The organism is Streptomyces sp. NBC_01142 (genome assembly GCF_026341125.1).
Lineage (GTDB): Bacteria > Actinomycetota > Actinomycetes > Streptomycetales > Streptomycetaceae > Streptomyces.
This window is the reverse complement of record NZ_JAPEOR010000001.1, coordinates 2,442,405-2,459,994: the sequence shown is the minus strand read 5'-3', so window position 1 is coordinate 2,459,994 and position 17,590 is coordinate 2,442,405. Positions and strand designations below refer to the sequence as shown.

The 17,590-nt window shown below is 70.1% G+C and carries 17 protein-coding genes, 1 tRNA gene and 1 pseudogene; 4 read left to right on the top strand and 15 right to left on the bottom strand.

Annotated elements, in window-relative coordinates; translation table 11 throughout:
- Positions 1 to 130 precede the first annotated feature (130 nt).
- Positions 131 to 1,735: an IPT/TIG domain-containing protein gene (locus OG883_RS11240; RefSeq protein ID WP_266538480.1), complete on the top strand. Its 1,605-nt coding sequence runs from the start codon at positions 131 to 133 to the stop codon at positions 1,733 to 1,735.
- Positions 1,736 to 2,533: 798 nt separating this feature from the next.
- Here the strand turns inward: OG883_RS11240 and OG883_RS11235 are convergent.
- From OG883_RS11235 to OG883_RS11220, 4 genes are all read right to left on the bottom strand, one after another.
- Entirely contained in the window at positions 2,534 to 3,016 is a 483-nt protein-coding gene (locus OG883_RS11235) for an ATP-binding protein (RefSeq protein WP_266541422.1), read from the bottom strand.
- Positions 3,017 to 3,163: 147 nt separating this feature from the next.
- Positions 3,164 to 3,331: a hypothetical protein gene (locus tag OG883_RS11230; RefSeq protein WP_266538477.1), complete on the bottom strand. Its 168-nt coding sequence runs from the start codon at positions 3,329 to 3,331 to the stop codon at positions 3,164 to 3,166.
- A 171-nt stretch (positions 3,332 to 3,502) separates the two neighbouring features.
- A complete protein-coding gene (locus OG883_RS11225; protein WP_266538474.1) occupies positions 3,503 to 4,183 on the bottom strand; it encodes a permease prefix domain 1-containing protein in 681 nt (226 codons plus the stop codon).
- Positions 4,180 to 4,521 (bottom strand): PadR family transcriptional regulator, encoded by a 342-nt coding sequence (locus OG883_RS11220; protein WP_266538471.1) that lies wholly within the window; start codon positions 4,519 to 4,521, stop codon positions 4,180 to 4,182. Before OG883_RS11220 ends, OG883_RS11225 begins: the two co-directional genes overlap by 4 nt.
- 84 nt (positions 4,522 to 4,605) lie before the next feature.
- On the opposite strand from OG883_RS11220, the gene OG883_RS11215 reads away from it, so the two are divergent.
- Both OG883_RS11215 and OG883_RS11210 read left to right on the top strand, forming a co-directional pair.
- Positions 4,606 to 5,079: a DUF2269 family protein gene (locus OG883_RS11215; protein ID WP_266538468.1), complete on the top strand. Its 474-nt coding sequence runs from the start codon at positions 4,606 to 4,608 to the stop codon at positions 5,077 to 5,079.
- Positions 5,076 to 5,348: a DUF3817 domain-containing protein gene (locus OG883_RS11210; protein ID WP_266538465.1), complete on the top strand. Its 273-nt coding sequence runs from the start codon at positions 5,076 to 5,078 to the stop codon at positions 5,346 to 5,348. Before OG883_RS11215 ends, OG883_RS11210 begins: the two co-directional genes overlap by 4 nt.
- A 161-nt stretch (positions 5,349 to 5,509) precedes the next feature.
- Here the strand turns inward: OG883_RS11210 and OG883_RS11205 are convergent, their stop codons facing one another.
- Both OG883_RS11205 and OG883_RS11200 read right to left on the bottom strand, forming a co-directional pair.
- A complete protein-coding gene (locus OG883_RS11205) occupies positions 5,510 to 6,343 on the bottom strand; it encodes a maleylpyruvate isomerase family mycothiol-dependent enzyme (RefSeq protein ID WP_266538463.1) in 834 nt (277 codons plus the stop codon).
- Between the two features lie 209 nt (positions 6,344 to 6,552).
- A tRNA-Leu gene (locus tag OG883_RS11200) sits at positions 6,553 to 6,640 on the bottom strand.
- A 230-nt stretch (positions 6,641 to 6,870) separates the two neighbouring features.
- On the opposite strand from OG883_RS11200, the gene OG883_RS11195 reads away from it, so the two are divergent.
- Positions 6,871 to 8,175 carry a DUF2254 domain-containing protein gene (locus OG883_RS11195; protein ID WP_266538460.1) on the top strand — a complete coding sequence of 435 codons (1,305 nt, stop codon included), beginning with the start codon at positions 6,871 to 6,873 and terminating at the stop codon, positions 8,173 to 8,175.
- Here the strand turns inward: OG883_RS11195 and OG883_RS11190 are convergent.
- From OG883_RS11190 to OG883_RS11150, 9 genes and pseudogenes are all read right to left on the bottom strand, one after another.
- Positions 8,172 to 9,725 (bottom strand): aldehyde dehydrogenase family protein, encoded by a 1,554-nt coding sequence (locus OG883_RS11190; protein WP_266538457.1) that lies wholly within the window; start codon positions 9,723 to 9,725, stop codon positions 8,172 to 8,174. The genes OG883_RS11195 and OG883_RS11190 overlap by 4 nt on opposite strands.
- Before the next feature lie 76 nt (positions 9,726 to 9,801).
- Positions 9,802 to 10,406: pseudogene (locus OG883_RS11185) on the bottom strand (hypothetical protein); the annotation flags it as partial.
- 198 nt (positions 10,407 to 10,604) lie between these two features.
- Positions 10,605 to 11,270 (bottom strand): HAD family acid phosphatase, encoded by a 666-nt coding sequence (locus OG883_RS11180; protein WP_266538455.1) that lies wholly within the window; start codon positions 11,268 to 11,270, stop codon positions 10,605 to 10,607.
- A 256-nt stretch (positions 11,271 to 11,526) separates the two neighbouring features.
- Complete coding sequence (locus OG883_RS11175; RefSeq protein ID WP_266538452.1) at positions 11,527 to 12,558, bottom strand: sugar phosphate isomerase/epimerase; 1,032 nt, start codon at positions 12,556 to 12,558, stop codon at positions 11,527 to 11,529.
- Positions 12,559 to 12,595: 37 nt separating this feature from the next.
- Positions 12,596 to 14,071: a nucleotide pyrophosphatase/phosphodiesterase family protein gene (locus OG883_RS11170; RefSeq protein ID WP_266538449.1), complete on the bottom strand. Its 1,476-nt coding sequence runs from the start codon at positions 14,069 to 14,071 to the stop codon at positions 12,596 to 12,598.
- A complete protein-coding gene (eboE, locus tag OG883_RS11165) occupies positions 14,068 to 15,237 on the bottom strand; it encodes a metabolite traffic protein EboE (RefSeq protein WP_266538446.1) in 1,170 nt (389 codons plus the stop codon). Before eboE ends, OG883_RS11170 begins: the two co-directional genes overlap by 4 nt.
- Before the next feature lie 12 nt (positions 15,238 to 15,249).
- A complete protein-coding gene (locus OG883_RS11160; protein WP_266538443.1) occupies positions 15,250 to 16,098 on the bottom strand; it encodes a TatD family hydrolase in 849 nt (282 codons plus the stop codon).
- Entirely contained in the window at positions 16,098 to 16,694 is a 597-nt protein-coding gene (locus tag OG883_RS11155) for an EboA domain-containing protein (protein WP_266538440.1), read from the bottom strand. Before OG883_RS11155 ends, OG883_RS11160 begins: the two co-directional genes overlap by 1 nt.
- Entirely contained in the window at positions 16,688 to 17,590 is a 903-nt protein-coding gene (locus tag OG883_RS11150; protein ID WP_266541419.1) for a sugar phosphate isomerase/epimerase family protein, read from the bottom strand. The genes OG883_RS11155 and OG883_RS11150 overlap by 7 nt, the downstream gene beginning before the upstream one ends.

Below are 17,590 nucleotides of genomic sequence, written 5' to 3'. Positions count from 1 at the left end.
CTCGGCCGATCGCTCCTGACCTTCTGCTGCGCCTGAACCCTCGTCGGGGTCGCGCAGGAGACCAGGGCGTACGGCGCAGGCGCCGCTCCAACCCGCAACCGACCCAGCCAGCTCTCCCAGGAGGACCAGCATGTCCGCAACTCTGCAGGCCCCCGATCTGTCCGTACTCGCAGCTCCGACCGTGATTGCTCTGGTCCCGCCCACCGGCCCCACCACCGGTGGGACGTTCTTCACCATATTGGGCACCAACCTGACCGGTGCGACGGTCACCTTCGGCGGCATCCCCGCCACCGGAGTCAATGTCGTGGCCGGCGTGGCGCTGACCGGAGTCACTCCGGCACACGCCGCAGGCAACGTACCGGTCGTCGTCACCACCCCGGGCGGCACTGCCACCGTCACCGGCGGCTTCACCTACATCGGACCGCCCATTCCGGCCGGTCCGACCGTGATCGCTCTGGTCCCGCCCGCCGGCCCCACCACCGGTGGGACGTTCTTCACCATCCTGGGCACCAACCTCACCGGTGCAACGGTCACCTTCGACGGCATCCCCGCCACCGGAGTCAACGTCATCGCAGGCTCGGTGCTGACCGGAGTCACTCCGGCACACGCCGCAGGCAACGTACCGGTCGTCGTCACCACCCCGGCCGGCAGCGCCACCGTCACCGGCGGCTTCACCTACATCGCACCACCGATTCCGGCCGGTCCGACCGTGATCGCTCTGGTCCCGCCCACCGGCCCCACCACCGGTGGGACGTTCTTCACCATCCTGGGCACCAACCTCACCGGCGCGACAGTCACCTTCGACGGCATCCCCGCCACCGGAGTCAACGTCATCGCAGGCTCGGTGCTGACCGGAGTCACTCCGGCACACGCCGCAGGCAACGTACCGGTCGTCGTCACCACCCCGGCCGGCAGCGCCACCGTCACCGGCGGCTTCACCTACATCGCACCACCGATTCCGGCCGGTCCGACCGTGATCGTCCTGGTCCCGCCCGCCGGCCCCACCACCGGCGGCACGCCCTTCACCATCCTGGGCACCAACCTCACCGGCGCGACAGTCACCTTCGACGGCATCCCCGCCACCGGAGTCAACGTCATCGCAGGCTCGGTGCTGACCGGAGTCACTCCGGCACACGCCGCAGGCAACGTACCGGTCGTCGTCACCACCCCGGCCGGCAGCGCCACCGTCACCGGCGGCTTCACCTACATCGCACCACCGATTCCGGCCGGTCCGACCGTGATCGCTCTGGTCCCGCCCGCCGGCCCCACCACCGGCGGCACCCTCTTCACCATCCTGGGCACCAACCTCACCGGCGCGACAGTCACCTTCGACGGCATCCCCGCCACCGGAGTCAACGTCCTGGCAGGCGTGGTGCTGACCGGAGTCATTCCGGCACACGCCGCAGGCAACGTACCGGTCGTCGTCACCACCCCGGCCGGCAGCGCCACCGTCACCGGCGGCTTCACCTACATCGCACCACCGCTGCCCACGGCAATCTCGATCACCCCGGCCACCGGCCCCGCCGTCGGCGGTACGGTCTTCGTCATCGTCGGCGCGAACCTCACCGGCGCGACGGTCACCATCGGCGGTGTCCCGGCAACCGGCATCGTGGTGGACCCGACCGGCACCGTGCTGGCCGGCATCACGCCTGCTGGAGCAGTCGGCAACGCCGCTGTTGTCGTCACCACCCCGGCCGGCAGCACCACCGTCACCGGGGGCTTCACCTACGTGTAACCGCGAGGCGCCCTCCAGCGGACCGGCCGGGTGTCTCCGGCCGGTCCGCGCTCTTTTGCCGGCAGCCGTGCGAGGTCAACTCGCGTGAGCCCGGGCAGACTTCCCGACCGACTTGGTCGCGCCGAGTCACCGCCTGGCTGTGCCGACCGAGGAGATGCCGAGCTGCCATCACTCTTGGTGGGCACGTGTGCCTCGAGCGCTCATTGCAACCAGGGTCAGACCGGACCGACCGGAGGTCTGATGCTGACCGCAATGTGAACAGCCAGAAGCAGCTTGGGGTCCGGTGATGCCCGTTTCCCTGCGCACCAGAGCGCAGAACGAGCGCCAGGGCGCTCAATCGGTCGAACCCTGTCTCAGCCATGCTCCCCTGTACGCCCGCCGATTGAGTGACTGAGGGTAATATCCCTTGCGGCATATTCCGTAACGTGGCTCACTGTTCGTATCCAACCGGTGGGCAGCCCATCCCTCCTCGGGGGAGCGCGGTATCCGGTCTGTCCGCTGGCCTCCTTGCGCGTAGGGCAGCCAGTGTCCATCCGTGATTCTGCGATGGGCACCCCAAAAGAGGGACTGGATCCGCCAGCCGGTGCCACACAGCGTGGCACCGGCTGGTCGGTTGTCGCCCTGAGCCCGGCCGAGGAGTCGGGTGGCCCCGCCCGACGCTCCGCGGCATACGCGCGTCACGGCGGAGACGGCCCACCTGCCGACCGGCCGACGCCAGTGAACAACGCCATCACCGCGGCCGGGAGCGACCGCTCCGTCGGGCGCACCAAAGAGTTCCCCGAAAAAGCGGCCGCGCTCTCATGTCTCCTCGGCGGCGGCAGGGCGCACAGCGTCCGAGGGATCGACGGAAGCAGCCACCGGGCGCAGGCGAGCCGGGGAGATCTCCGCCCAGACAGTCTTCCCGGACGGCGGGCAGGACCGTACGCCCCAGTCGGCGGCCAGCGCTTCCACGATGACCAGTCCATGTCCTTCCTCGTCGGCCGTCCTGGGGACAACAGGAAGGCGTTCGCCCCGCGGGTCGGTGACCTCGATGAGCAGGCCGGCGCTCGGCAGGAGTACGAGGCTGAGCCGGAATCCCCGGCCGGGGAGCCGTCCGTGCATGACGGCGTTCGCGGCCAGTTCGGCGACGACGGCCTCGGCGGCTTCTGCCCGCTCACTGCCGCGGGGCCACCCCCACTGTGTGATCTGCTCGACAGCGAGCAGCCGCGCCAGACGCGCACCACGCCGGGTGGCGCTCAGCAACTGCGTGAACTGTCCTGCAGGTGTTGCCGATTGCAGCATGTCAATGCATACGGATTCGGTCTCCACACCACTCAGCGTGGCCATGTGGCGGTTCGCTGACCAGCGGTTCCAGCGGTGCCTGCGGGGCACGTACCGCAGCCCGTGACTGCATGTACCGGCGGGTCGTCGGGTCAGCCCGCCACGCCCCTACGTGTTCTCTCGCTCCGGCTGCGGCGGGGGCCTCTTCGCCTTCGCCTTCGCCTTCGCCGGCAGTACAAGCCTTGCGCTCGGGCCGATCTGCTCAAGCGTCACGGGTTCACGGACATCGACGCCTGCATCCTCGACGCGCTGGAGACCGGCAATCGGCATGCTCATGGTGCGCGCCCGTAACGCCGCGCAGAGTTCCTGACCGACCGACGCAGGAAGGCGGGGCAGCGCCGGGGGCCGCACGAAGTGGTGCGGTTTCGCTCGTACATCGCGGGCGGTCAACGTGCCGGTCGCGCTCCAGGAGACGCCGGCGACCGGCAGTCAGCCACACACGGGTAGCTACCGGCGATCATTGGTCGGTAGGCGCGCGCATCGGCGGCAGGCGCGGGCCGAGGCCGCCACCACCCCATGCGACGCGGCTGCGAGCGCGGCGGCGAACGCGAGCAGTGGCCAGTTCGTCGCCAGGACGGAGGCCGTGGCGAGCGCGAGCGTCGCGACCGCCATGGCCACGCTGGCAGTGGTGCCTGTCCATGCGACCGCGACGGGCAGCCCGTGCGGCGTGGGCAGCCGACGCGCGAGGGTGCCGGTGGTGGCCAGCGTCGCCGCGGCGAGCAGTGCGGCGCCGGTCGCCACACCGGCCAGATGAACAGCCAGCAGCTGAGCCATGCGTGGCAGCTGCCAGGACTGACCGTGGTCGGCGGTCCGGGCCACGTACCAGCAGGCGATCAGGAAGGGGGCGGTGAGGGCGACGGCCCGAGCAGTGTGCCGGGCCTGGGCGATGGTCAGTTCCCGTTGGCAGATCGGCGCGAGCTCGTCGGGGGTCCCGAACTCTCCGACGGCTTGGTGGGCGGCGCGTGGGTAGGGCGTTCCCTCGCTGGTGTGCGCGGCTACCGTGTCCGCGAGGCCGTCGTGTATCTCCTCGATCATCCGGGCCTTGGCCCGGGCCGGGCCGTGCAGGGCGGCGGTCAGGGCCGCGACGTAGTCCTCGATGGGGTCGGCCTGCCGGCCGATGGCGTTCATGTGGCAAGTCCGGGCGGTGTGACGGGGTTCAGGACCGAGCCGATCGCTGTGGTGAACTCGCTCCACGCGGTCCGCTCGCCGGCCAGGGTGTGCCGTCCCGCCTCGGTGAGTTCGTAGCAACGCCGTCGCCGTTCGCCGGAGGACTGCCAGCTGCTGCTCAGCAGCCCGATCCGCTCCAGCCGGTTCAAGGCCGGGTAGATCGTGCCCGTGCGCAGCTCGAGTGCGCCCCCGCTGCGGTGTTGGACCGCGGCGATGATCGCGTAGCCGTGCAGCGGGCCCGGCTCGAGCACGGCCAGCAACAGTCCGTCCAGGTGCCCTCGCACCGCGTCTGCCTTCATGAGTAGGCAGCCTACCCAAAATGAGGTAGGCAGTGTATGTATTGGCAGCCAACACATTCATGATCTGACTTGGAGGCGCCCGCAGTGACCAAGGTGCTGCTGTCCGTACATGTCCTCGCGGCGATCCTGGCGGTCGGGTCGATCACCGTGGCCGCCTCGATGTTCCCCCGCTACGCGCTGCAGGCATCCGGCGGCCAGGATCCGGACGCTCGAGCCGCCACGATCGCCGCACTCCTGCACAAGATCTGCCGCGGCTACGCTGTCGCCGGTCTCGCCGTGCCGGTCTTCGGGCTCGCCACCGGCGCCGCGCTCGGCGTCCTCACCGACGCCTGGCTGATCGCGTCGCTCGCGCTGACCGTGATCGCCGCCGTCATCCTCGCCATGGCCATCCTGCCCGGCCAGCAGCGCCTGCTCGCACTGACCCAGGACACGGCCACCGAGGACGGGCCGCGTTCCGCGGCCACCCGGCTGACCATGCTCACCGGCATCTTCAACGTCCTCTGGGCGGTCGTCGTCATCCTGATGATCGTTCGCCCCGGCTCCACCACGGGAGCGTGATCACGGTGCGTACGCTGCGGATCGCGGCCGGCGCCGAGGCTGCCTCCTTCGCGGTCCTGCTCGGCAACCTGCTGACCACACACACGCAGGCGATCACAACGCTGGTCGGCCCGCTGCACGGCACGGCCTACCTCGTCGTCATCGCGGTCACTGCCCTTGCCTCTTCGGCCGCCTCGCAGGGCGCCCGGTGGCGCGCCGCCATCCCGGGAGTCGGTGGACTGCTCGCCCTGCGGCGGATCCGAAACCGTTCCCGAGTTCTCGGGGCGTGACCACCAAGTGGCGCCTGACAGACGGGAGTCCAGGGCCTGGTACATCGTCTTGCCGGCGGACACGAAGCGCGCACCCGGATTCAGGCCGCCGTCCGCCGGAAGCCGGCTCGGTAGAGGGCTCCTTCAGGTGACCGACGGCCACAGCGAAGGCGTACGCGCGCTCACGGCGCCGTGAAGAGCGTCGGGAAGCGGGGACCGAGCCAGGGCTTGCGGCCCCAGGCAAGGACTCGGCCCCGGGCGATCGCGCCCCACGGTTCGCAGCGACCGAGCGCCATCAGGAGGAACGTGACCGGCTCGATCAGGATCGTGCAGTCGGGCCGGCTCGGCGGCCCCGGGCTCACGGCTGCCGCACCGTTCGTGAACGTGACACCAAAGCCCGTGCCGCCCCGCATCCGGACCCGGTAGCGGGCGGTCAGACCGGCGGTGGCAGCGGCATTGGTCACCCGGGGCATGGCCGTGATCATGAAGGGCAGGGTGAGCTCCACCCGGGCGGCGTCGATCATGTGCGGGCGGCCCACCGCACGCGCGAGGTCGTAGCCGTGGCCCAGCATGTGCGTCAGCAGGTACGAGCCCAGCACTGCCCGGGACATCGGGCCCAACGGGGTGAGCACGGCCTCCTCCGCCAAGCCTTGGTCCATCGCCTCGAGATAGGCATTGGCCTGCGCCACGATCATGTCGGCCAGCGGATCGGCCCCGCGCTCCGCGAATTCGGCCAGGGCCCGCTGATTGGCCGCGGCCAGGCTCTGCGGCGTGCCGTCGCCGTAGCTCCGTTCGTGCCCGGCCGCGATGTCCGCCATCAGCTCGTTGGCCTGCGCCAGATGCGCCGCCGCCTCGCCCATGGTCCATTCCGACCCGGGCACCGGGGCACCCGTGTCGGCAACCCCGCGCAACAGTGCGGCGATGTTCTCGGCGGTGTCACGTATCGCGTCGGCGAGTCCGTCGGGCAGGGTGCCTCGTACGTCCTGCCCCGTCACTGATTCCACGCTGCTCCCCATCGCCTACGGCCACACGGAACGCGCGCAACCCGTCGGCAGACCCGTCCTTGGCTGCCGCGGTACACAAGACCAGGCCACAGGGGCCTGCGACAAGAGTCCGAGCGATGATCGGGGCGGAGAACCGGGAGCGGAACGGCCCGTTCGGGGGCTGCAACCACCCCGCCTCTGGCCTGGAAACGCAAAAGACCCCAGATGAACTGGGGTCTCTCTGGTGTCCGAGGGGGGACTTGAACCCCCACGCCCGATAAAGGGCACTAGCACCTCAAGCTAGCGCGTCTGCCATTCCGCCACCCGGACCAGGTGACCGCCCCGGTTTCCCGTGGCGACATGGACAACAATACCAGGGGTTTGAGGTGCCCTTCACCTGCATATCCCGTGGTCAGTGGGGTGCGGCGGACTCGTTCGAGGCCGTCCGGCCCACGTCGCCCCACCTGCGTACAGAGTGTTGCGTTCCGCGTACGCACAGTCCAGGGGATCGCCCCGCGACGTCCGACCCTGAACGCGGTCGTGGCGCTACCTTCGCGTACGTGAGTGATCGCAGCTATCGACGGCCCCGCTTGCTCTCGCCGCTGCGCGAGCATCTGCGGGACACCTTCTGGTTCGCGCCGACCGCCGGGCTGGTGTGCGCGATGCTCCTGTGGTGGGTGGCAGACGAGGTGGACGCCCGGCTCGTCGCATACCTGAAGGACCAGGAGGCGTACGAGGAGCTCGGCGATCTGATCTCGTTCGCCGAGGACACCAAGACCATCGTCACCACCATCAGCTCCGCGATGATGACCTTCATCGGCGTCGTCTTCAGCATCTCGCTGGTGGCCGTGCAGATGGCCAGCGGGCAGCTCACGCCCCGGGTCGTGCGGATCTTCGTACGGAGCCGGATCAGCAAGCTCACGCTGACCGTGTTCCTGTCGACGTTCCTGTTCTCACTGCTGGTACTGAGCTCGTACGAGAGCGAGACCGATCCGCGGCGCGTCACCTCCGTGCCGTTGCTGCAGAGCGTGCTGACCATCCTGCTGGTGCTGCTGAGCCTGTTCCTGTTCATCGGCTATGTGTCCTCGACGCTGCGGCTGATGCAGATCGGGCCGGTCGTCGAGCGGATCACCCGGGACTCCTTCCAGGTGCTGCACCGGCAGCCCGTCGTGGTGCCGGGTGGGGCCCGGCTGCCGCCCGAGACCGCACGGATCGCGTACCAGGGGCGGGCGGGGGTGCTGTTGGATGTGAATGTGGCCCGGCTGGTGCGGACCGCGCGGCGGCAGGGTGTGGTGCTGCGACTCATTCCGCGGATCGGGGATTTCGTGGTGCCGGGGACGCCGGTGCTCGCCGTGCACGGCGGGAGCGCGCCGCCTCGCCGCGCGCTGCGATACACGGTCTCCGTCGGAGTCGAGCGGACGTTTCACCAGGATCTCGCGTTCGGTCTGCGTCAGCTGTCGGACATCGGGCTGCGGTCGCTGTCACCGGCCGTGAACGACCCGACCACCGCCGTGCAGTGCCTGGACCGGGTCGTGCAGTTCCTGGCGGCCGTGGCCCGCCGGCCGCTCGGGGAGGTGCACCACCGGGACCGGCGCGGCGACGTGCGGCTGGTGCAGGACGTGCCCGGGTGGACCGACCTGGTGGATCTGGGGCTGGCCGAGATGCGGCTCCATGCGCAGGGGAATCCACAGGTGTCCCGGCGGATTCTGGCCGGCATCGACGATCTGCTGCTTCTCGCGCCGGAGGAGCGGAGGGAGCCACTGGTCCGGCACCGTACGCTCCTCGTGCAGGCCGTGGAGCGTACGGTGCCGGAGGCGGCCGAGCGCGAGTTCGCCCTCACCCCCGACCACCAGGGCATCGGTTAGGGCATCAGGTGGTAGTCGGGGAAGTTGCCCGGCAAGCGCTCGCCCTCGGGCCCCTCGGTCACCGCGTGCACCAGCAGCTCGCCGCCGACGAAGGCGCCCCGCCACGAGCCCCCGAAGCCGCCGAACAGCTCGTCGCGGTCACCGCGGGAGCGCGGCTTCCCGTGTCCGACCTTGAAGGCACGGATCTGCGGGGCCAGTCGCTCGTACGTCGCCGGGTCGTCGGTCGACAGGGTGGCGACCAGCGCCCCGTTCGAGGCGTTCATCGCGGCGAGCAGTTCCGCCTCCGTGTCGACCAGGACGATCGTGTCGACCGGGCCGAACGGTTCCGCGTGGTGGAGCGGAGAGGAGGGCGGGGGGTTCAGGAGTGTCACCGGGTGGACGTACGCCGAGGTGTCCTGGCCTGGGAGGAAACGGCCGTCGGTGAGTGAGCCCCGGTACAGCGGGACCGCGCCGCGGTCGATCGCCTCGGCCACCTGGTCCGTCAGCTCCTCGGCCTTCGCCGCGTTGATCAGCGGGCCGAAGTCCAGGGTGGGGAGGGAGTCGGCCGGGTTCTCGACCGCCAGGGGGTGGCCGGTACGGACGGAACGTACGGCGGGGAGGTAGGCCGCCAGGAATTCCGCGAACAGCGCTCGCTGGACCACGAAGCGCGGATACGCCGTACAGCGCTGTTTTCCGTAGTCGAAGAGCTTGGGAATCACGGCGGTGAGCGCGTCCCAGTCGGTGTAGTTCCAGACGCCCCAGGTGTTGAGGCCCTCCTGCTCGAGGATGTGGCGTTTGCCGAGGTCGGCGACTGCGGTGGCGATACGGGCCCCGGTGTCGCGGCCGCCGACGAAGGAGACGCAGCCGATCTCCGGGGAGCGCACCAGGGCCTCGGAGAGTTCGCCGCCGCTGCCGCTGACCAGCGTGATCGGGATGCCTTCGCGGGCGGCGAGAGCGCAGGCCAGGGTGAGGCAGGCGACGCCGCCGTCGGTCGGGGTCTTGGCGATCACCGCGTTCCCGGCCAGTGCCTGCACGAGCATCGCGTGCACCAGGACGGACATCGGGTAGTTCCAGCTGGCGATGTTGGAGACCGGGCCGGGCAGCGGCGTACGGTCCGCCAGCATGGGCTCGGCGCCGTCGACGTACCAGCGCACTCCGTCGATCGCACGGTCGACGTCGGCCTGTGCGAGCCGCCATGGCTTGCCGATCTCCCAGACCAGGAGCAGGGCGAGCAGCTCGCGGTGTTCGGTGAGGACGTCGAGCGTGGCGGCGACGCGGGCCCGGCGCTCCGCCAGAGGAACGTGCCGCCAGGCGCGGTGCTGGTCGAGCGAGGCCCGTACGGTCTTCTGGGCGGTGGCCGCGTCCAGGCGCGGCGGTCCCGCGATCGGACTGAGGTCGATCGGGCTGGTGGCGGGCAGGGGGCTGCCGTCGGGCTGCCACTGGGCGTCCCAGAGATTCAGCACGCGGTCGTCCCGGAAGGACTCGGGGGCGACGGCGAGGCAGCGCTGCCAGGCGTCGGACCAGGCGGTGCCCGGCTTGAGGGTGAGGGTCGGGGTGCGGGTGGGCGCCATGAGGATGTGGTCTCCGCTCGAAAGGGGGCGGGAGGGGCCGGATGAACGGCCGTGAGTGTGTGGCACGCACTCGGCGTCAATGATCGGCGACGTCACCGGGCTGCGCGAGGCGGTCGAGGACGAGTCGCGAGATCTCGGTGGGGATCGCTCCGACGTGTACCCCAGCCGCTTCGAGGGCCTGTTTCTTGGCGTGCACGGTGTCGGAGGAGCCTGAGCCGATGGCGCCGGCACGGCGCCCATCGTCCTGCCCTCCGGAGCAGTGAAGCCTGCGATGTGGCCGACGACAGGCTTGCTGATGTCATCGGCGATGTACGCCGCCGCGCGTTCCTCGGCGTCACCTCCGATCTCCTCGACGAGCACGATGAGTTCGGTGTCCGGGCCCTGCTGGAAGGCGGCAGGGCGGTCGATGTGGGGGCGCGCCGACGACCGGGTCGCTTCCGATGCCGACCGCGGACGAGGGCCTGTCTCCCGCAGCTCGTACATGAGTTGATACGTGAGCGTGCCCGACTTGGAGACGAGTCCGGCCTGCCCGGGCTTGGAGACGAGTTCGGCCTGCCCGGGCTTGGAGACGAGTCCGGCCTGCCCGGGCTTGGCGGCGATGCCGGCCGGGATGATGCCGGCATCGGACTGGCCCGGGCTGATCAGGCCGGGGCAGTTGAGGTTGTCAGGGCTGATGACACGGGCGATCTCGCTGTTCGCCGGCTGTGTCGCGGTGCTCCTGCATCCGCCGGGGCGGCCGCGGGGGGCGTATCGAGCCCGATCCATGTCCGATCCGCCGAGACATGGGCTGATCCGGTCCGGGCGGCTGGGTGCGGCGGGCAGCGGACCTGCGGGGGACTGCGGCGGCCGGGAAACCGGGCGCCGCAGCCACCCGCTGTTTCACGACAACTGGCCGTCGTAGTCAGGCAGCTTGAATGTCCGCTCGGCGTGACCGCCCACCAGGTCGCTGGGCTTGTTCCCGATGTTGGCGATGATGGTGTAGCCCTTCGCCTCGATCTCCGCCCGCTTGCCGGTCTTGTAGGCGCTCACCTCGTCGAAGAGGTCGGGCAGGTCCCGCACGTACAGACCGGAGACCGGGTAGCCGACCTTTCGCAGGTTGTACTGGGTGAGCGAATAGATGATGCCCGGCCGGGCGGTGACGAAGAAGACGTCCACGCCGCGGGAGTCCGCGAAGCGGGCGAGGTCGAGGACCGGCTTGACCGCCGGGGTCGGGTACTCCCAGAAGTTACGGAAGTCCGTCTCGAGCGAGGTGTTGTCGATGTCCAGGACGATCGCCTGCTTCTCGCCGGAGGCGCCCGAGGTCCGCTGCTCGATGTACGGGCGGGCCACGGCGACAACGGCGGCCACGTCACGCTGCCAGGTCCCGTAGTCGACGTCCAGGAGCTGCGCCGTACCCGCAGGCGACTGCTGTGCGGCATGAACTGCCGTGTGTGCCGACCGGTTCGAGGCGGTCGCGTCCGCTGCCGACGCCACCGGGGTGGCCATGGTGAACGCCAGCGCAGCGAAGGTCGCCGCCGTCCGCGTTCTCCATTTGCGTACATGCATGGGGGGTCTCCTGGGTCTCGGAACAGCTCAGAGAAGGCCCGTCTGTCCCGAACAGACAGACGAGTCTTGGCATGCTCGCGTCCCATGATGGACGGAAGGCAACATTCCCTCTACTGGTCGGTAGCAAGATGTTGTTCGTACGCAGGATGTACGGCGGACACACATGAGCACGCGAGACGCCCGTCGGCGAATCGTCGCCGACGGGCGGCCTGGCGGTCTGGCGGTCTGGCGGTCTGGCAGGGAGCCGTGCGGCGTCCTAGCAGTCCTTCTCGCGCAGTGAGTGAAGGTGAGCGCTGGACTTGCGGGCGAACGCGAACGACTCGACGGGGTTGTCGTGCTCGGCCTGCCAGTGGTGGTCCTTGCGTCCGCCGTGAGTCCTGCTCACCGCGGAGATGAAACGCTTGTAGTCGATGTCCCCGTCCCCGACGTCGACCATGCGGTACCCGTCGCGGGCGGACGCGTCGTGTTCGCCGTCCTTGACGTGGAAGAGCGGGTAGCGGTCGGGCTGCTTGAGGACATAGCGCAGCGGGTCGAAAGGAGCGGGCGTGCCGTCGACGCGCTGGGAGAAGCGGAACTGGCCCGCGTACGCCCAGTAGATGTCCATCTCCAGGAAGACCAGGTCGGGGTCGGTCTCGGCCAGCAGAACGTCATAGAGGCGGATGTGCGGTTTGTCGGTCGCGAAGGAGAATTCCTCGGCGTGGTTGTGCTGGTAGAACTTCATGCCGCGCTTGCGTGCCTCGGCGCCGTAGTGGTTGAAGTCCTCCGCGCAGCGTTTCCAGCCGTCGACCGTCGCACCGTAGCGCCAGGGGCCGGATGCGGTGCCGATGTGCTCGAGGCCGAGGGCCTGGGCGTCGTCGAGGACCCTGTCGAGGTTCTGAGCGAAGCTGTAGGCGCCCGGGTTGCTGTCGTCGTAGTAGTTGACATGGCTGCCGATTCCGCGCAGTCCGTGGTCACGGGTCAACTGCCTGAGCTGGGCAAGGGTGATGGCGCCCGCGGCGCCCTGGGTGTAGCCGGCGTACTCGACCTCGTCGTATCCATAGCGCTCCAGCTCGGCGAAGACCTTGGCGAATCCGAGGGTGGAGACCTTGTCGCGCAGCGAGTACAGCTGGATGCCGAGGCGGCCGGGGGGAAGGACGGGGCGGCCGCGGCCCTTGCTGTGGGCGGCGGCGGGGCTCGCCGAGGCGCCGAGGAGGGCGGCGGCGGTCGCGCCCGCGGCGACGCCGAGCATGTTGCGTCTGCTGAGCTTGTGGGCGAGTTCGGGGTCGTTGGCCTTGCTCGTGCGGCTCATGGGATCTCCTGGGATCGGATTGTCAGTGGCGTCTGGTTCAGTGGAGACCAGCGAGTTGAAGCAGCAGGGACTTCACATCGGTGGCCGCGACACGGCCATCCACAGCGCGGGGGGTGGAGCACAGAATGAGCGGTCCGTTGTCACTGTCGTCGCTCGTGGGAAGGCGGCCATGGCTGCCGCGAATAGGTGAGGGGTCGAGGGGCACGACCGCCAGGCGGTAGCGCATGCCGAGCTTCTTGCGGACGATCGCCTTGGCCGCCTTGAGGCGTACGTACGGGTCGAGCGGGTCCATGAACAGCTCGACCGGGTCGTAGCCGGGTTTGCGGTGGATCTCGACGAGCTGGGCGAAGTCGGGGGCGCGGGCGTCGTCGAGCCAGTAGTAGTACGTGAACCAGGCGTCGGGTTCCGCGATGGCGACGAGCTCGCCGGACCGGGGGTGGTCGAGGCCGTGGGCCTTCTTTCCCTCGTCGTCGAGGAGTTGCTCGATGCCCGGGAGGTCCTCGAGGGCTTCGCGGGTGGCGGCGAGTTCTCCGGGGTCTTCGGGGTGGCGTACGTAGACATGGGCGAGCTGGTGGTCGGCGACGGCGAAGGCCCGTGAGGCCATCGGGTCGAGGTACTCCATGCCGTCCTGGGTGTGCACTTCGAGCAGGCCGGCGCGGCGCAGGGCGCGGTTGATGTCGACGGGCCGGCTGACGCGGGTGATGCCGTACTCCGACAGGGCGACGACGGTGCGGCCTTCCTGACGGGCATCGTCCAGCAGCGGAGCGATGACGGCGTCGAGGTCGGCGGCGGCACGGTAGGAGCGGGGGTCGTCGGGGCCGTAGCGCTGCAGGTCGTAGTCGAGATGCGGGAGGTAGCACAGGGTCAGGTCGGGGTGTCGGGTGCGCATGATGTGGCGGGTCGCGTCGGCGATCCACTGGCTGGAGACGATGTCCGCGCCCGGGCCCCAGAAGTGGAAGAGGGGGAAGGTGCCGAATTTCCGGGTGAGTTCGTCGTGCAGGGCCGGGGGCCGGGTGTAGCAGTCGGGTTCCTTGCGGCCGTCCGCGTAGTAGACGGGGCGGGGAGTGACAGTGATGTCGGTGTCTGCGCCCATCGCGTACCACCAGCAGATGTTGGCAACGGTGTAGCCGGGGTGGACACGGCGGGCGGCGTCCCAGATCTTGTCGCCGGAGACGAGGCCGTTGTGCTGGCGCCACAGCAGGACGTCGCCGAGTTCACGGAAGTACCAGCCGTTGGCGACGATGCCGTGTTCGGCGGGGAGTGCGCCGGTGAGGAAGGTGGACTGGGCGGCACAGGTGACGGCGGGCAGCACAGTGGAAAGGGGGGCCTGGGAGCCGGACCGGGCGAGGGATTTCAGGTGGGGCATGTGGTCGAGGAGCCGGGGGGTGAGACCGACGACGTCCAGGACCAGGAGAGGGGTGGGGCTTGCGGTCCCGGCGGGGTCGTTGCGGTCGCTGGGGGTGGCGGCGTCGGTGGCATCGCTGACATCGCTGCTGTCGCTGGCATCGGTCATGGGAGCTCCTTCAGGCCGAGGTCCGTCAGGAGATCGCGGGCGAGGGTGAGTTCGGCGGCGATCCCGTCGGCCAGCTGGGTGCGGTTGCGGGGACGCAGCTCGGAGGGGAGCGCCTGCCAGGTGTACGTCTCGACCTCGAGATGGCGGGTGCGGGGACCGGTGCCGCCGACAAGCTGCGTCAGGGCGTCCTGGAGTACGGGGAGGGTGGAGGCGAGCGGCGGGGCGGGCGGGGCGTGCAGGGGGACGTGGAAGTGGGCGCGCCACGGGGCGCCGTCGGGCAGCGTCTCGCCGGCGAGTGCCTCGTCGAGGTCGTCGGTGCCGCGAAGCCCGGCGGCGGTGCGGGTGCGGGTCTGGTGGAGGAAGCGGGGCTCGGCGAAGGCGGCGAGGGCGGCGCGTACTTCGGGGAGGTGGGGTTCCTGGGCGTGGAGGGCGGCGGACAGCTGGGCCTTGGGGATGGTGACGCCTGCCGCGTCGAGGGCGGCGAGGGCTGTTCCGGGATCTTCGAAGGAGGTGGCGAGGTGGCAGGTGTCGATGCAGATGCCGATCCGCCGGGATCCGATGGCGGTGAGGGGGCGTATCGCGTCGGCGGTGGTCTCGACCGTGCAGCCGGGCTCCGGCTCCAGACCGATGCGTATCGACTTTCCGGTCAGCTCCTCCAGTGCGTCGAGGCGCGCGGAGAGGGTGGCCAGGGCGGTGTGCGCGGCCTCGGCCGCGGTGTCGGCGAAGGGTGTACGCCAGGCGAGCGGGAGGGTGGAGATGGTGCCTTCGGTGACGTCGTCGGGAAGGAGGGCGGCGAGGAGGCGGGCCAGGTCGGTGGTGTGGGCGAGCCGTTCGGGAGCGGTCCAGTCCGGCTTGTAGACGCGGTACTTGACCTCCTCGGCACCGAATCCCTCGTAGGGGAAGCCGTTGAGGGTGACGACCTCCAGGCCGCGGCGGTCGAGTTCGGCGCGCAGGCCGCGCAGCGCCGCCGGGTCGTTGATCAGGGCGTGGGCGGCGTCCTTGGCGAGCCAGAGACCGATGCCGAGGCGGTCCCGGCCGAGGCGTTTGCGTACGGGCTCGCAGTGGTCGCGAAGCTGGGCGAGTACACCGTCGAGGGTTTCGGCGGGGTGGACGTTGGTGCAGTAGGAGAGGTGGACGGTGGTCCCGTCGGGGTGGCGGAAGCGCATACGTGTGCCTCCTCATTCCCCGCCGCGGAGAATGGAGTTGCCCTCGTGCAGGGTCTCCGGTTCGGGGAGGTCGAGCTGGAGGCGGCCGCTGAGGCCGTAGAAGGCGACGGGGTTGCGCCACAGAACCTGGTCGACGTCGTCCTCGGTGAAGCCGGCGGCGAGCATGGCGTCGCCGACCTTGCGGGTCTTGAGCGGGTCGCTCCTGCCCCAGTCCGCGGCCGAGTTGACCAGGACCTTCTCGGTTCCGTAGGTCTTCAGGATCGCGACCATGCGGTCCTCGTCCATCTTGGTGTCCGGGTAGATGGAGAAGCCGAGCCAGCTGCCGCTGTCAGTGGCGTGTTCTACGGTCGTTTCATTGAGGTGGTCGAGCAGGACGCGGTCCGTGGGGAGGTTCGATTCACGGATGACGTCGACGGTGCGGCGGAGTCCGGCGAGCTTGTCCCGGTGGGGGGTGTGGACGAGGACGGGCAGGCCGTGGTCCGCGGCGAGCTGGAGCTGGGCGGCGAGGGCGGTGTCCTCGGCGGGGGTCATGGAGTCGTAGCCGATCTCGCCGACGGCGACGACGGAGTCCTTGACGAGATAGCGGGGCAGGGCGTCCAGGACGGGGGTGCAGCGAGGGTCGTTCGCCTCTTTGGGGTTGAGGGCGAGCGTGCAGTGGTGGGCGATGCCGTACTGGGCGGCGCGGAAGGGCTCCCAGCCGAGCAGTGCGTCGAAGTAGTCGAAGAAGCTGGTGGGCGAGGTGCGGGGCTGGCCGAGCCAGAAGGACGGTTCGACGAGGGCACGGACACCGGCGGCGTACATCGCCTGATAGTCGTCGGTGGTGCGGGAGGTCATATGGATGTGGGGGTCGAAGATGCGCATCAGGACTCCTCGGGCCGATCGGGCCGCTCGCCGGTCAGGGTCAGTACGCGAGGGAGGTCGGAGGGGACGGTTCGGCCGGCGGCGGTGCGCTCGGCGCCGTAGTCGGCGAGCATCCTGGCCAGCTCGCCGTCGCCTGCGGCCCGGCGCTCCAGGTCGGCGACCGCGTCCACGGGCACGCCCGTGAACAGGCACTTGAGGACCGCGTGCCGCCAGGCATGCGCATCGAGGTGCGCGGCGGCGTACGGGCCGACGGCCGCGGCGACGAGCCGGGTGTCGTTGGTGCGCAGGGCGTCCTCGAGGAGTGGCAGCGCGGCGGGGCTGCCGACGAGGGAGTGCAGGGCGAGGAGCACGGCACGGCGTTCGGCGGCGGTCCCCTGCTGGTAGAGGCGGGTGAGAGTGGCGCCGTCGGCGCACGCTTCCCGAAGGAGGAGAGTGCGTACGGAGTCGGCGTGGTCCTGGCCGCAGTGGCGCCCGGCGGACGCGAACCGGAGCTCCCACACGGGTAGCGCACGCGCGGCTTCGGTGAGCGCCTGGTCGAGCCAGGCTCGCGCCGCTCCGCCGAGCTGCGCATCGAGTTCCCTGCGGGTCTTCAGCATGCCGGTGCTCCCTTCGTCCGCAGGAACTCGATGGAGGCGCGGGCGAGTTCAGGGCCCGCGTGCGAGTGGCGGGGCAGTTCGACGACGGTGAGTCCCTGATAGCCGGTGCCGGCGAGGGCTTCGAGCACGGGCGGGAAGTCGATCTCACCGTGGCCGAAGGGGAGGTGTTCATGGACGCCGCGGCGCATGTCCTCGATCTGGACGTGCCGTAGCCAGGGGGCGGCGTCGCGTACGCAGTCGGCGGGCCCAGCGGCTTCCAGGCACTGGCAGTGGCCGATGTCGAGGGTGAGGCCGAGGAACTGGGGGTCGGGGTCGCCGAGGGTGCGGCGGAGGTGGTGGAAGTCGGCGAGGGTGGCAAGGAGGTGACCGGGCTCGGGTTCGATGGCCAGCGGAATGCCGGCGGTCGCGGCAGCGTCCAGGACGGGGGTCAGGGACTCCTCGAGGAGCTTCCACGCAGTGTCGGTGGGGGTGGCCGCGGGGGTGATTCCGCTGAAGCAGTGCACGGCGTGGGCGCCGAGGTCGGCGGCGACCTGCACGGCGGTGATCAGCAGCCGGGTACGGGCGGCACGGCCGCCGGGATCGGGGTCGAGGAGGGAGGGACCGTGTTTGCGGCGGGGGTCGAGGACGTAACGGGCGCCGGTTTCCACAGTGACCTCGAGGCCCAACGTGGCGAGCCGCTGCGCCACATGGCGGGTCCGGGTGGCCAGATCGGGGGCAAGGGGGTCGAGGTGCATATGGTCGAGGGTGAGTCCCACACCGTCGTAGCCGAGGTCGGCAAGGAGGGCGAGAGCGTCGTCGAGCCTGAGATCGGTGAGCCCGTTGGTGCCGTAGCCGAGGCGGATCACCGGCTCGGGGCGGGGATCGGGGCGGAGGCCGGGGCGGGGATCGGGGCTCAT